We start from the raw sequence: 13,740 nt of genomic DNA on the forward strand, positions 1-13,740 counted from the left end.
CGGAGCACACCGACCCGCGTCGACGCACGAGGAGGCCACCATGTCCCAGGAGCAGATCCGCCCACGCCCGTCCGGCGGCGACGACGAGACCGGCGCCGCGGCGGGCCAGGCGCACGTGAAGCCCGCGGCCCAGGACCAGGGCCTGGACAGCCTGCTGGACGAGATCGACTCGGTGCTGGAGTCCAACGCCGAGGAGTTCGTCAAGGGCTTCGTCCAGAAGGGCGGCCAGTGACCGACGCGGACCGCGCCCGCCGGATCTTCGGGCTGGAGACGGAGTACGGCGTCCAGCACTGGAACCCGCAGGGGCGCCCGCTGAGCCCCGAAGAGGTCGTCCGCTATCTCTTCCGGCCCGTCGTCGAGTGGGGGAGGTCCTCGAACGTGTTCGTGGCCAACGGCTCCCGGCTCTATCTCGACGTCGGGTCCCACCCCGAGTACGCGACCGCCGAGTGCTCGACGCTCGACGAGCTCATCGCCTCGGACGGGGCGGGGGACCTGCTGCTGCACGACCTCGTGGTCCAGGCCGAGGAGCGCATGGCCGCGGACGGGGTCGGCGGCCGGATCCACCTCTACCGCAACAACGCCGACTCCTCGGGCAGTTCCTACGGCTCCCACGAGAACTACCTGCTGCGCCGGCGCACCGAGTACCGGCGGCTCACCGAGGCGCTCGTCCCGTTCCTCGTCTCCCGGCAGATCCTCGTGGGCGCGGGCCGCGTCGTGCCCGCCGGCACGTGGCCCGAGGGCGAGGGCCCGGCCCACTTCGCGTTCTCCCAGCGCGCCGACTTCGTGCAGGACGGCGTGTCCTCCTCCACCACGCGGTCCCGGCCGATCATCAACACGCGGGACGAACCGCACGCGGACGCCTCCGAGTACCGGCGCCTCCACGTGATCGTGGGGGACACGAACCTCTCCGAGCACACCCACCTGCTGCGCTTCGGCGCCACCGACCTGCTGCTGCGGATGATCGAGGCGGGCTTCCCGCTCGGGGACCGCGTCGTCGCCCACCCCACCCGCGCGGTGCGGCAGATCTCGCACGACCTCACCGGCACGGCCCGCATCGCGCTCCGGGAGGGGGAGGCCTCCGCCCTCGAGCTGCAGGAGCACTACCTCGAGCGGGCCCGCGCCTTCGTCGCCGCGGAGGGTGCCCACCACGACCGGGTGGGGGAGGTCCTCACCCTGTGGGGCGAGGTGCTCGACGCCGTCCGCACCGGTGACCGGTCCCGCATCGAGGACCGCATCGACTGGGCGATCAAGCTGCGCCTGCTGGAGGACTACCGGGCCCGCCACGACCTGGGCTGGGACGCGCCCCGCCTCGCCCAGCTGGACCTGGCCTTCCACGACATCGACCCCGACCGGGGGCTGTTCCGCCTGCTGCTGCGGCGCGGCGCCGTCGCGCGCCTGCTGCCCGAGGACGCCGCCCGGTCCGCCGTGGAGGCCGCCCCGCCCACCACCCGGGCCCGCGTGCGCGCGGACTTCGTGGCCCGCGCCCGGGAGCGCGGCCTGGACTACGCCGTCGACTGGACGACCCTGAAGCTCACCGACCATCCGCTGCACGCGATCGTGACGAAGGACCCGTTCGACACGTCGTCGGCCGCCGTCGACCGGCTGTTCGAGCGGATCGCCTGACAGCGCGCGTCCAGGACGCGCCGTTAGGGTGACCCGCATGAGTTCGTTCGAGACCCCCCAGCCCCCGACGGCCCGCCGCCGTCGCCGCCTGCTGCCGCTGCTGTCCCTCGGCGCCGCGGGCCTGATGTTGGCCACCGCCTGCGCCACCGGCGACGACGGCGCGGACCAGCCCCACAGCGACACCGCGTCGGCCTCCACGTCGGCCGCCCCCGAGCGGGCGGCCGTCGGCGAGGGCGAGGGGGAGCCGGACGCCCTGACGGGTGTCACCTTCACGGAGGGCGACGGCGGGGCGCCGACGGTCGAGATCGACGGGGAGATCGACACCGACCAGCCCACCACGCGCGTGCTGACCGCCGGCGAGGGGGAGCAGGTGCAGGAGGGCGACGTCCTGAAGATGTCGATCGCCGTCGTCGATCCGGCCAGCGGCGAGGTGGTCGCCGAGAACTTCAGCGGCGAACCGGAGGCCGTGCCCGTGGACGACCAGCTCAAGTCCATGAACCCGGAGATCCACGAGATGCTGGTGGGCAGCGGCGCCGGCACGATCGTCGCCGCGTACAGCCCCCAGTACGACGTCCCCGTCCCGCAGACCGAGAGCGCGTCGCCGAGCGCCTCCCCCTCCACCCAGACGCAGCCCGCCCAGCTGTTCGTCTACAAGATCGACGCCATCCTGCCGAAGCAGGCCGAGGGCGAGGAGGTGACCGAGCGGGACGAGCGCCTGCCCGACGTCACCGTGGACGAGGAGAGCGGCCGGCCGAGCATCGCGAAGCCCGACGGCGAGGCGCCCCAGGAGCTGGTGGTCCAGCCCCTGATCGAGGGCGAGGGCCGCGAAGTCGGGGCGGACGACACCGTGACCGTGCAGTATGAGGGGGTGACGTGGTCCGACGGCGAGGTCTTCGACTCGTCCTGGGAGACGGGCCAGGCGATCACGTTCTCCCTCAATCAGGTCATCGAGGGCTGGAAGGAGGGTCTGGCCGGCCAGAAGGTGGGCTCGCGCGTCCTCCTGTCGATCCCGGCCGAGAAGGCCTACGGTGAGCAGGGCAGCCCGCCGGACATCGGCGAGAACGAGCCCCTGCTGTTCGTCGTGGACATCCTGGACGCCCAGGCGTCCGCCACCCCGTCGGCGAACTGACCCCGTCCACGAGAACCCCAGAGGAGAGCACCGTGTCCTTCGGACAGCGCGACTACGACCGCACCAAGCCCGAGATCGACTTCCCGGGCGAGACCCCGCCCACCGAGCTCGTGGTGGAGGACCTGATCGAGGGCTCCGGCCCGGCCGTCGAGGCCGGCTCCCGCGTGCAGGTCCACTACGTGGGCGTGGCCTGGTCCACCGGCGAGGAGTTCGACGCCTCGTGGAACCGCGGCACCCCGCTGCCCCTGACCGTCGGCGTCGGCCAGGTCATCGCCGGCTGGGACCAGGGCCTGCTCGGCATGAAGGTCGGCGGCCGCCGCCGCCTCGAGATCCCGCCGCACCTGGGCTACGGCGCCCGCGGCGCCGGCTCCGCGATCGGGCCGAACGAGACGCTCATCTTCGTCTGCGACCTCGTCTCGGTCGACTGACCCCGGGCCCCGTGACCCCACCCGCCCCGCGGCGCGCCGGCGACGAGGCCGCCGAGCGCATCATCTCGCTGCTGTGGCTGCTGCTCTCGGCACCGCATGGCCTCGAGCGTGACCGGATCCGACGGCAGGTCGTCGGCTATGAGGGGCTCACGGACGCCGCCTTCGAGAAGCTCTTCCAGCGGGACCGCCGCGTGCTGCGCGCCGTGGGGGTCCCGCTGGAGACCCTCGAACCCGCGGGCTTCGACGAGGGCGAGGCGGGGGTGCGGCACCGCGTCGTCCGCGATGCGCTGCTGCTGCGCGACCTCGACCTCACCGTGGACGAGCGCCGCGCCCTCGTGCGGGCGCGTCGCCTGTGGGGTGACTCGCCGCTGCGCGCCGACGTCGTCCGCGCCGTGGGCCTGCTGTTCCAGCCGGCCACCGACCTCACGGGCGACGACGAGCTGGCCGGGTACCACACCCTCATGCCCCGGGCCGACCCCCGGCTCGAGGCCCTCACCCAGGCCGTGGCCGACGAGGCCGTGCTGCGCTTCCCCTACCGCGACGCGCGGGGGCGGGCCACCCGGCGCACCGTGCGGGCCTGGTTCCTCACCCTCGTGCGCGGCCGCTGGTACCTCACCGGCTGGGACCTCGACCGCGGCGCCGAGCGCAGCTTCCGGCTCACCCGGATGGAGGGGGAGCCGCGCCGCGTCGAGCGGGCGACGGACGCCCCCGGCCGTCCCGAGGACCACGACCACGCCGGCCTCGTGGCGCGCCTGGCCGGGCAGGCCGACGCCGAGCGGGTCCGGGTGTGGCTCGCGCCCGGCCGGGGTCAGGGCGTCCGCGCGGTCGGTGAGCCGGCCGAGCCCCGGGTCGAGGACGGCGCCGCACCGGGGCCCGACTGGGAGCTCTGGGAGGCCCCCGCCGGACCGCGCGAGGACGGCCTCGCCGCGGAGATCGGCGGCCTGCTGGGCCGGGCCGTGCCCTCGGCCGCGCACCCGGACCTGACCGACCGCGTCCGCGCGGGCCTGGCCGCCGCGGCGGAGACCCACGCCGGCCCCGCCGACCCGGCCCTGCTCGAGGTGGCGCTCGCCGCGCCCGTCCGGCGCCGCGCCCGCGACTCGAGCGAGGACCTCGTGGGCCGCCTGCTGGACATCGTGGGGCTGGCCAACCGGGCCGGTGGGGTGGACCGGGCGGAGCTGCGCGCGCGTCTCGGGGTCACCGACGAGCGCCTCGACGCCGACCTCGAGACGCTGCGCTACTGCGGCATGCCCGAGCGGGACTTCCCCGGCTTCCAGTTCGAGGTGGCGGAGGTGGCCGGCCGCGTCCACGTGGAGCGCGCCGCCGACCTGGCCGGTCCCGTGCGGCTGACGCGCCCCGAGGCGCACAGCCTCGTGGCCGCCCTGCAGACGGTCGCGGACCTGCCGGTGCTGGACGAGGCCGACCGCGAGGCCGCCCGCTCCGCCCAGCGCCGGATCCGCGCCGCGGTCCTGGACGCGGGGGCCCCGGATGCGGACGACGCGGACGACGCCGCCCTCCGGGAGGCCGAGGCGCACACCGCCGGCGGGCCCCCGGTCGCCGTCGCCGCCCACTGGGACGTGGCCGTGGACCCCGCGACGGTGCGCACCCTGCTGGCCGCCGTGGCGGAGCGGGCCGTCGTGCACCTGACCTACCGCTCCGTGCATGCCGATGCCCTCACCGAGCGGGACGTGGAGCCGCTGGCCCTGGTGCAGGACGGGGCGCGCCTCTACCTGCAGGCGTGGTGTCGTCGCGCCGAGGACCACCGGGTGTTCCGGGTGGACCGGATCAGCGCGCCCGCACCCACGGGGGAGACGTTCGCGCCCCGGGCCCGGCCCGCACGCTGGCGGGTCCACCCCGACGACGCCGTGGGGGTGCCCGTGCTGCTGCGCTGGGCCCATCCCGTCCGCGACGCGGCCGCCGGCTACCGCCCGGACGCCCAGGCCGACCTGCCCGACGGCGACCGCCTCACCCGGGTGCATCTGACCGACGCCGGCGTGGCCGCCGCGCTGGTCGGACGCCACGGCGGAGCCGTCCAGGTGCTGGCCCCCGCCGACCTCCGGGCGTCCGTGGCGGACGCGCTGGGCGATGCCCTCGCGGCCCTGCCGGCGCGGTAGCCTGGACCCCGGAACCCCATCGAAAGGACCCCTCATCATGGCTGGACTCCAGGGCTGGCAGCTCGTCATCATCATCCTGCTCGCGATCCTGCTCTTCGCGGCGCCGAAGCTGCCCGCGATGGCCCGCAACCTCGGCCAGTCGATGCGCATCTTCTCCTCCGAGGTGAAGCAGATGCGCACCGAGGGCAAGGGCACCACGGACGAGCGCTCCGGCGCCGGCTCCACCGCCGCGGACGAGCCGGTCGAGGGCCGCGTCGTCGAGCGTGACGAGACCGACCCGCGCGACCCGCGCTGAGCCGGAAGGACCCCCACCCGATGACCGAGGTCGACGAGGTCGCCCGCCGCACCCGGCGCCGCCGGAAGCGGCGGGACAACCCCACCGGCGAGATGCCGCTGCGCGAGCACCTCACGGAGCTGCGCAACCGACTGCTGAAGTCGGGACTCGCCGTCGCGGTCGGCATGGTGGTCGGCTTCCTCGTCTACCAGCCGGTCATGGCGGAGCTGTTCCGCCCGGTCAAGGAGATCGCCAGCCAGGGGCACACGGCGGCCGTCGCCTATGACACGGTGGCCTCGCCGTTCGACCTCATGCTCAAGGGCAGCATGTTCATCGGGCTCATCCTGTCCAGCCCGGTCTGGCTCTACCAGATCTGGGCGTTCATCGTGCCGGGTCTGAAGAAGGCCGAGAAGAAGTACGCCCTGGGCTTCATCGCCGCGGCCGTGCCCCTGTTCATCTTCGGCATCGCGCTGGGGTGGCTCGTGATGCCGCAGGCCGTCCAGTTCTTCGTGGGCTTCACTCCCGAGGGCGGCGCGAATCTCCCGACGGCGTCGGTGTACATCAGCTTCGTCACGCGTCTCTACCTCGCGTTCGGCGTGGCCATGGTGCTGCCGGTGCTGCTGGTGGGACTGAACATGCTCGGCATCCTGCCGGGCCGCACGATCGTCCACCACTGGCGCATCACCGTCTTCGTGATCATGCTGATCGCCGCGATCGCCGCCCCCGGTGCGGACGCCATCTCCATGTTCTACATGGCGATCCCGCTCGTCGTCCTCTTCGGCGTGGCCATCGTCCTGTGTCTGTGGGGGGACCGTCGTCGTGACCGCCGCTCGGGGCAGCGCGAGGTGGACGTCGAGGCGGAGCTCGCCGAAGGCCCGAAGCCGCTCGATCAGATCTGAGCGTCGTACGCCGCAGCCCTCACGCCCGGACGCACGACCACGACGGCGTCCGGACCCGCCAGTAGGGTGGGGCCATGGCCCACCATCCCGCGTCCGCGACCCCGCACGACGAACCCGAGCTGAGCCCGGCGGAGCGCTACGCCCGTGCCCGGGCGGCCCGGCACCATGCCGGCTCCGAGCTCGGCCGGTTCGCCGCACGCGTGGGCTTCCCCCTCGACGACTTCCAGCGCCGCGCGTGCGCCGAGGTCGAGGACGGCCACGGCGTCCTCGTCGCGGCGCCCACCGGTGCCGGCAAGACGGTGGTCGGCGAGTTCGCCGTCCACCTGGCCCTGGCCCGCGGCACGAAGGCGTTCTACACCACCCCCATCAAGGCCCTCAGCAACCAGAAGCACGCGGACCTCGCCCGCGTGCACGGCGCGGAGAACGTCGGCCTGCTCACGGGGGACACCTCCGTCAATCCGGACGCGCCCGTCGTCGTGATGACCACCGAGGTGCTGCGCAACATGCTGTACGCGCAGTCGGACACCCTCATCGACCTCGGCTTCGTCGTCATGGACGAGGTCCACTACCTCGCCGACCGGTTCCGGGGACCGGTGTGGGAGGAGGTCATCATCCACCTGCCCGAGCACGTGCAGCTGATCTCCCTGTCCGCCACGGTGTCCAACGCCGAGGAGTTCGGCGCCTGGCTCGACACGGTCCGGGGCGCCACCACCGTGATCGTCTCGGAACACCGGCCGGTGCCGCTGTGGCAGCACATCATGGCCGGGGGCCGGCTCTACGACCTGTTCGCCGAGGACATCGCCTTCGAGGACGCCGCGGACCGGGACGGGGAGGCCCTGCTCAACCCCGAGCTCAAGCGCCTGGGGGAGGAGGCCGAGCGCCGGTTCCAGCGCGCCGACTGGGGGCGCCCCGGGCGGCAGCAGCACCGCGACGGGCGCGGGGGCGGCACGAAGGGGCGGGCCAGGGGCGGCCGGCACACGGGTCGCGACGGCGGCCGGGGCCGGACCGGCTCGTCCGCACTGGACCGGGAGCGGCCGGTCTCCGGTCGGCCGGGCGGTCACGACGGCGGCCCGCGGCGCGGACCGCGGCTGTCCACGTCGCGTCCGGAGATGATCCGGGTCCTCGACCGCGACGGGCTGCTGCCATGCATCACCTTCATCTTCTCGCGGACCGGCTGCGACGCCGCCGTGGAGCAGTGCCTGCGGGCCGGGCTCGACCTCACCACGGCGCGGGAGAAGGCGCTCGTGGCCGAGCGGGTCGAGGAGGCGGCGCGCCTGCTGCCCGTCGAGGACCTGGAGATCCTCGGGTTCTGGGCGTGGCGGGACGGCCTGTCCCGGGGCTTCGCGGCCCACCACGCCGGTATGCTGCCCCCGTTCAAGGAGGCCGTCGAGGACCTGTTCACCGCCGGCGCGCTCAAGGCCGTGTTCGCCACGGAGACCCTCGCCCTCGGCATCAACATGCCGGCCCGCTCCGTGGTGATCGAGAAGCTGGTCAAGTTCAACGGCGAGAACCACGTCGACATCACGCCGGGGGAGTACACCCAGCTGACGGGCCGGGCGGGCCGCCGCGGCATCGACGTCGAGGGCCACGCCGTGGTGATGTGGCGTCCCGGGCTGGACCCGGCCGCCGTCGCGGGCCTGGCCTCGCGCCGCACCTACCCGCTGCACTCCTCGTTCCGGCCCACCTACAACATGTCCGCGAACCTGCTGGCGCAGGTCGGCGCGGAGCGGGCGCGGGGCATCCTCGAGTCCTCGTTCGCCCAGTTCCAGGCGGACCGCTCCGTGGTGGGGCTGGCCCGCGAAGTCCGCTCGAAGCAGGCCAGCCTCGAGAAGTACGAGGAGGCCATGCAGTGTCACCTCGGCGACTTCGCCGAATACCTCACCCTGCGCAAGGAGCTCGCGGCCGCGGAGAAGTCCGGCTCGCAGGGGCGCCGTCGGGCCCACCTGGCCGCCGTGAAGGACTCGCTCGCGAACCTCGCGGTCGGGGACGTCGTCGAGCTCGACGCCGGCCGCGCGCTCGGGCGGGCCGTCGTCGTGTTCCCCGCCGGCAACCCCCAGAACCCGCGCGTCGGCGTCGTCACGGACAAGGCGCAGCTGCGCCGCATCACGGTGGACGACGTCGCCGGGCCGGTCGAGCCGGTGGCGGGCGCCGCCCTGCCCCAGGTGGTGCAGGTGAAGACGCCCACGCAGCGCAAGGACGTCGCCGCCCTCATGCGCGAGGCCGTGCGCACGGGCCGCCCGCCCGCCGGAGGCCGCCGCACGGCGGGCTTCCGCCTCCGGGAGGACCCGGCCGCACCCCGGGTCGAGGAGCTGCGCCGGGCGCTGCGCCGCCACCCGTGCCACGGCTGCCAGGACCGCGAGGAGCACGCCCGCTGGGGCGACCGCTGGTGGGCCATGCGGCGGGAGGTCTTCGTCCTGCGGGAACGCATCGCGGGCCGCACCAACACCATCGCCCGCACGTTCGACCGCGTGGTCGCTCTGCTGCGCGCCTACGGCTACGTCCAGGAGGACGCGTCCTCGCCCCGTGCGGCGCTCACGGAGCGCGGCGAGGCCCTGCGCCGGATCTACGGCGAGCGGGACCTGTTCACCTCCCTGGTGCTGCAGGATCCGGCCACGGACGGCCTGACGCCGGAGGAGTGGGCCGCCGTCGCCGCGCTGCTCGTGTACCAGGGCAAGGGGGAGACCGAGCCCGGACTGGTCCCGATGCCGACCCCCCGGCTCGCACGCGTCGCGGAGGCCGCCGAGCGCATCGAGGAGCGCCTGCGCACGGACGAGGCCCAGGCACGGCTCGAGCCCACGCCCCGGACGGACCCCGGCCTGGTGGCGCCCATGCATCGCTGGGTGCGGGGGGCCACCCTGCGCCGCACCCTCGAGGGCGCGGACCTCGCCGCGGGCGACTTCGTCCGCTGGGCGCGGCAGGTCATCGACGTGCTGGACCAGCTGGCCAACGTCCCCGGGGACGCCCGTCGCAGCCGTGCCTGCCGCCGGGCCGCGGACCTCGTCTCCCGCGGCGTCGTGGCCACCTCGCTGCCGGCGGCCTCGGCCCCGCGCGCGGACGAGGACTGACACGGGCTAGGGTGGGCGGGTGAGCGCACACCTGTTGACCCACGGCATCATCCACTCGACGACGGACCCGTACGCACAGGCGCTGCTGGTCCGGGACGGGATGATCGCCTGGCTCGGCGCGGACGACTCCGCGGACCGCGTGGCCGACCCGGGCGACGAACGGCGCGACCTCGACGGCGCCGTCGTCGTGCCGGTGTTCGTCGAGCCGCTGGCCCGGCCCGCGGACGCGCGTGACGCGCTGAGTCGCGGCACCGCCGTCGTGACGGTCCTGGCCGCGCCCGAGGACACGGGCGCCGCGCCTGCCGACGAGGACGTCCAGACGGTCGTCTACCGGCACGCGGACCGCGTGGACGCCGAGGCGGCCGGGGTGTGGCTGCCCATCGGGACCGACCCCGCCACGCTCGCCGCTCTCCTGACGGCCTCGACCCAGGCGGGGGAGCAGGCCTACCTCGTCCCCGACGACGACGCGGACGCCGGGCCCGGCGCCCAGGACGTGGCCCTGACCGCCCTGCGCTCGGTCGCAGAGGAACTCGGCACCGCCGCCCTGGGGCGCGTGCGCCATCGGCTCGTGGTCACCCACCCGGTCACCGCCGAGGACCGCGCCTTCCTGGCCGCCGCCGGGGTCAGTGCCACCGTCGTGCCCGACGCGGACGGCGTGCTGCACGCACCCGTGGCGAGCCTGCTGGCCGACGCCGTCTCCGTGTGCCTCGGTGCCGGCCCGGCCGGGGACCCGTGGGCCGCCGTCCGGTCGGCGCTGTCCCACCCCGACCCGGACGAGCGCATCTCCGCCCGCTCCGCCTTCGCCGCCGCGACCCGCACCCCGCTGCGCGCGTTGCCCGACGCTCCGGCGGCACGCCTGTCCGTCGCCCCGCGCCTGAGCGTGTCGGCCCCGGCCGTGTTCGGCGTCTGGGACGCGGACGCGGTGGCTGTGCAGTCGCCGGACGGCCGGGTGGCGGCGTGGAGCACGGACACCCGGGCCGGCACGCCGCTGCTGCCGGCCCTCGATGCCGAGACCACCCTGCCCCGCTGGCGGGCCACCTGGGTGGACGGCCGGATCGCCGCGGAGGACGTGGCGCGCGACGCCGCGACGCCGGTCTGAGACCTCCGCTTCCTATACTCGAACGGATGCGATGGCCCGTCCGACCGGCGGGCCGCCCCCACGACCCCGGCCGGAAGGCGAGAACCGCACATGCGCGTGCTGACCATCATCCCCACGTACAACGAGATCGAGTCGCTGCCGCTGACCCTCGGCCGACTCCGTGACGCCGTCCCGGAGTCCGACGTTCTCGTGGTGGACGACGCCTCCCCGGACGGCACGGGCGACTGGGCTGACGCCCGCGCCGCCGAGGACCCCTCGGTGCACGTGCTGCACCGCACCACCAAGGACGGCCTGGGCGGCGCCTACATCGCCGGGTTCCGCTGGGGCCTGGAGCGCGGCTACGACGTCCTGGTCGAGATGGACGCAGACGGCTCGCACCAGCCGGAGCAGCTGCCGCGCCTGCTGGAGGCCGTCCGCACCGCGGACCTGGTGATCGGCTCGCGCCGCGTGCCGGGCGGCAAGATGGTGAACTGGCCGACCTCCCGCAAGATGATCTCGTGGGCCGGATCCCTGTACCCGCGGATCATGCTCGGCCTCAACCTGACGGACATCACGGCGGGCTACCGCGCCTACCGGGCCGACACGCTCCGTGCGATCGACCTCGACGCGATCGAGTCCAAGGGCTACGGGTTCCAGGTGGACATGACCTTCCGCACGGCCCGCCTCGGCAAGCGGATCGTCGAGGTCCCGATCACGTTCGTGGAGCGTGAGCTCGGCGAGTCCAAGATGAGCGGCGGCATCGTCGGCGAGGCCGTGGTCAACGTGACCCGGTGGGGCCTGGCCGCGCGCTGGGAGGGCCTGCGCGCCCGCCTCGGCCTCTGAGGCGCACAGCCCCCGAACGACGACGGGGCCGGATCCATGGCGGATCCGGCCCCGTCGTGCGTGGGGGAGCGGCGGGTCAGGCGTCGACGTCCTCGCCGCGGCTGGCGCGCAGCTTGTTGAGCTGGATCTTGTACGTCTCCTCCAGCTCCTCGAGGCTGCGGCGCTCGCGCAGCATGTCCCAGTGGGTGCGCACGGGCTTGCCCTCGGTCTCAGCCGGCTTCTCGCCGCTGACGAGGAACGCCTCCTTGCCGGTCTTCGAGGTCCAGGTGGCCGGCACGTCCGCCTCCACGGAGAAGGTCACGAACACCTGCTCGCCGTCCTCCGTGCGGTACTCCACCCGCTGCCGGGCGGCGGGCTCGACGCCGGCCTCGGACTCCAGGGACTGCGCGCCCAGGCGCATGCCCCGCAGGCTGCGATCGCTCACGTTTCCTCCTCGTCAGGCCGCGCCGAGGCCCGCGCGGGGGCGCGGGCCGATCGAGGCGCGGCGGGTCGTCCTCACTGATGGAACCATTCAGTGTCCCACAGCATTCCCGTCGGCCTCGCCGGCCGGACGGGTGCCGGGGGTGCGGCCGGCCGACGGGTCGGGCTCGATCTCCTGCGGCGTGGCCAGGGCCTCGTCGAGCGAGGTCTGCGGCATGTCCTCCGCCGTCACCGCACCGGCGGTCATCGCGTCCATGACGCCACTGGCGCGCAGGGCATCGGCGGTGGTGGGACGGGACCCACGCGGCCGCCGCGCGCGCTCCGGGGTGACGCCGGCGTGCTCGGCTCCCGACTCGCCCGCGCGGTCCCCGGAGTCCCGACGCCGGGGTGCGTGCTCCGGGGTGGGGCGGCCGCCGTCGCCGGGGGCGAACGCCTCACCGAGGCCCTGCAGGGCGCGGGTGAGCTCGGCAGGGACCACGAACATGGTGGTGGCCTGGCCGTCGGCGATCTTGGGCAGGGACTGCAGGTACTGGTAGGCCAGGACCTCGGAGTCGGCGCCGCCGGAGTGGATGGCGTCGAAGACCACCTCGATCGCCTCCGCCTCGGCGTTGGCGCGCAGCACGCGGGCCTGAGCCTCGCCCTCGGCGGAAAGGATCTGGGACTGGCGCTCGCCCTCGGCCGTGAGGATGGCGGCCTGCTTCGTGCCCTCGGCGGTGAGGATGGCGGCGCGACGGTCGCGCTCGGCGCGCATCTGCTTCTCCATCGAGTCCTGGATGGACATGGGCGGGTCGATGGCCTTGAGCTCCACCCGCGAGACCCGCAGGCCCCAGCGCGTGGTGGCGTCGTCCAGCACGCCGCGCAGCTGGGAGTTGATGGAGTCGCGAGAGGTCAGGGCCTCCTCGAGATTCATGCCGCCCACGACGTTGCGCAGGGTGGTGGTGGTGAGCTGCTCCACCGCGTGGATGTAGTTGGCGATCTCATAGGTCGCGGCCTTGGCGTCCGTGACCTGGAAGTAGACGACCGTGTCGATGGAGACGACGAGGTTGTCCTCGGTGATCACCGGCTGGGGCGGGAACGAGACGACCTGCTCGCGCATGTCCACCATCGGGAGCATGCGGTCCACGAACGGGATGATCAGGGTCAGCCCGGCGCCGGCCGTGCGGTTGTACTTGCCGAGGCGTTCGATGTTGGCCGTCCGCGCCTGCGGGATGATCTTGACCGAGGAGGCCACGATCACCGCCGCGAGGACGGCGAGGACGACGAGGACGATGAGGGTTTCCATCGGGGTCCCTTCTTCTGGGGTCGGTGCGGTCGGAACGAGGACGTGGGGCGGCTCAGGCGCCGTCCGCCTCCCAGTCGATGCGGGGGAGCGGGCGGACCACCAGGGTGGCCCCGTCGATGCGCAGGACGGTCACCTCGTCGCCGGGGGCGACCTCGGGCGCCCCGGGCTCGACGCGGGCGGACCAGGTGTCGCCGTCGACGGCGAGCGTGCCGGCGTCGCCGGTGATCGCTCCCTGGGCCGCGACGCGGCGCCCCGGGAGCGTGTCCAGGTAGGAGGCACCGGCGCCGGTGTCCTTGCGCAGGTGGCGCAGGGCGACGGGGCGCACGGCGGCGAGCATCAGCAGGGCGACGGCGGCGAACGCCGCGAGCTGGAGCGCCAGCGGGCCGCCCACGAGCGCGACCACCCCCGCCGCGCCGGCCCCGGCGGCGATCATCAGGAAGACGAGGTCGAGGGTCAGCAGCTCGACGCCGGCCAGGCCGGCGGCCAGCACCAGCCACAGCCAGCCCGCGTTCGCCTCGATCCACTCCATGCGTGCGCTCCCCTCCGTGTCGGGTGCGCGGACGGGTCTGCCGCGCGTCGACGTGTGAT

General features: G+C 74.4%; 13 protein-coding genes. 10 read left to right on the forward strand and 3 right to left on the reverse strand.

Translation table 11 applies throughout. The features are described from left to right. Positions 1 to 40 precede the first annotated feature (40 nt). The 10 genes from ACUJ8O_RS02150 (at position 41) to ACUJ8O_RS02195 (ending at position 11,450) form a co-directional block, all read left to right on the forward strand. Positions 41 to 232 (forward strand): ubiquitin-like protein Pup, encoded by a 192-nt coding sequence (locus ACUJ8O_RS02150; RefSeq protein ID WP_017488237.1) that lies wholly within the window; start codon positions 41 to 43, stop codon positions 230 to 232. Continuing rightward, entirely contained in the window at positions 229 to 1,623 is a 1,395-nt protein-coding gene (gene pafA, locus ACUJ8O_RS02155; RefSeq protein ID WP_095346439.1) for a Pup--protein ligase, read from the forward strand. Before ACUJ8O_RS02150 ends, pafA begins: the two co-directional genes overlap by 4 nt. Before the next feature lie 37 nt (positions 1,624 to 1,660). Further along, positions 1,661 to 2,752, forward strand: a complete 1,092-nt coding sequence (locus ACUJ8O_RS02160; RefSeq protein ID WP_445373108.1) for an FKBP-type peptidyl-prolyl cis-trans isomerase — start codon at positions 1,661 to 1,663, stop codon at positions 2,750 to 2,752. A 32-nt stretch (positions 2,753 to 2,784) separates the two neighbouring features. Further along, positions 2,785 to 3,180, forward strand: a complete 396-nt coding sequence (locus ACUJ8O_RS02165) for an FKBP-type peptidyl-prolyl cis-trans isomerase (RefSeq protein WP_010078659.1) — start codon at positions 2,785 to 2,787, stop codon at positions 3,178 to 3,180. 11 nt (positions 3,181 to 3,191) lie between these two features. Further along, positions 3,192 to 5,291, forward strand: a complete 2,100-nt coding sequence (locus ACUJ8O_RS02170) for a helix-turn-helix transcriptional regulator (protein WP_095346443.1) — start codon at positions 3,192 to 3,194, stop codon at positions 5,289 to 5,291. Positions 5,292 to 5,328: 37 nt separating this feature from the next. Beyond that, positions 5,329 to 5,586, forward strand: coding sequence for a twin-arginine translocase TatA/TatE family subunit (locus ACUJ8O_RS02175; RefSeq protein ID WP_002855080.1), 258 nt, complete (start codon positions 5,329 to 5,331; stop codon positions 5,584 to 5,586). A gap of 20 nt (positions 5,587 to 5,606) precedes the next feature. Continuing rightward, a complete protein-coding gene (gene tatC, locus ACUJ8O_RS02180) occupies positions 5,607 to 6,464 on the forward strand; it encodes a twin-arginine translocase subunit TatC (protein ID WP_445373109.1) in 858 nt (285 codons plus the stop codon). Positions 6,465 to 6,538: 74 nt separating this feature from the next. Further along, entirely contained in the window at positions 6,539 to 9,529 is a 2,991-nt protein-coding gene (locus tag ACUJ8O_RS02185) for a DEAD/DEAH box helicase (protein WP_095346445.1), read from the forward strand. 19 nt (positions 9,530 to 9,548) lie between these two features. Further along, entirely contained in the window at positions 9,549 to 10,628 is a 1,080-nt protein-coding gene (locus tag ACUJ8O_RS02190; protein ID WP_445373110.1) for a hypothetical protein, read from the forward strand. Between the two features lie 90 nt (positions 10,629 to 10,718). After that, a complete protein-coding gene (locus ACUJ8O_RS02195) occupies positions 10,719 to 11,450 on the forward strand; it encodes a polyprenol monophosphomannose synthase (RefSeq protein WP_115261081.1) in 732 nt (243 codons plus the stop codon). A gap of 76 nt (positions 11,451 to 11,526) precedes the next feature. On the opposite strand, the gene ACUJ8O_RS02200 is transcribed toward ACUJ8O_RS02195, so the two are convergent. The 3 genes from ACUJ8O_RS02200 to ACUJ8O_RS02210 all read right to left on the reverse strand — a co-directional run bounded on the left by ACUJ8O_RS02200 (position 11,527) and on the right by ACUJ8O_RS02210 (position 13,681). Continuing rightward, entirely contained in the window at positions 11,527 to 11,874 is a 348-nt protein-coding gene (locus ACUJ8O_RS02200) for an RNA polymerase-binding protein RbpA (RefSeq protein ID WP_012750883.1), read from the reverse strand. A gap of 87 nt (positions 11,875 to 11,961) precedes the next feature. Further along, a complete protein-coding gene (locus ACUJ8O_RS02205) occupies positions 11,962 to 13,152 on the reverse strand; it encodes an SPFH domain-containing protein (protein ID WP_020624805.1) in 1,191 nt (396 codons plus the stop codon). Positions 13,153 to 13,204: 52 nt separating this feature from the next. Next, entirely contained in the window at positions 13,205 to 13,681 is a 477-nt protein-coding gene (locus tag ACUJ8O_RS02210; RefSeq protein ID WP_020624804.1) for an NfeD family protein, read from the reverse strand. Positions 13,682 to 13,740: the final 59 nt, after the last annotated feature.

It is taken from the genome of Micrococcus sp. EWR3.9.1 (assembly GCF_052615555.1).

Coding starts and splice junctions, on each gene's coding strand:
- ACUJ8O_RS02210 (WP_020624804.1), bottom strand. CDS start 13,681: ATGGAGTGGATCGAGGCGAACGCGGGCTGGCTGTGGCTGGTGCTGGCC.
- ACUJ8O_RS02195 (WP_115261081.1), top strand. CDS start 10,719: ATGCGCGTGCTGACCATCATCCCCACGTACAACGAGATCGAGTCGCTG.
- tatC (WP_445373109.1), top strand. CDS start 5,607: ATGACCGAGGTCGACGAGGTCGCCCGCCGCACCCGGCGCCGCCGGAAG.
- ACUJ8O_RS02185 (WP_095346445.1), top strand. CDS start 6,539: ATGGCCCACCATCCCGCGTCCGCGACCCCGCACGACGAACCCGAGCTG.
- ACUJ8O_RS02160 (WP_445373108.1), top strand. CDS start 1,661: ATGAGTTCGTTCGAGACCCCCCAGCCCCCGACGGCCCGCCGCCGTCGC.
- ACUJ8O_RS02175 (WP_002855080.1), top strand. CDS start 5,329: ATGGCTGGACTCCAGGGCTGGCAGCTCGTCATCATCATCCTGCTCGCG.
- ACUJ8O_RS02150 (WP_017488237.1), top strand. CDS start 41: ATGTCCCAGGAGCAGATCCGCCCACGCCCGTCCGGCGGCGACGACGAG.
- ACUJ8O_RS02205 (WP_020624805.1), bottom strand. CDS start 13,152: ATGGAAACCCTCATCGTCCTCGTCGTCCTCGCCGTCCTCGCGGCGGTG.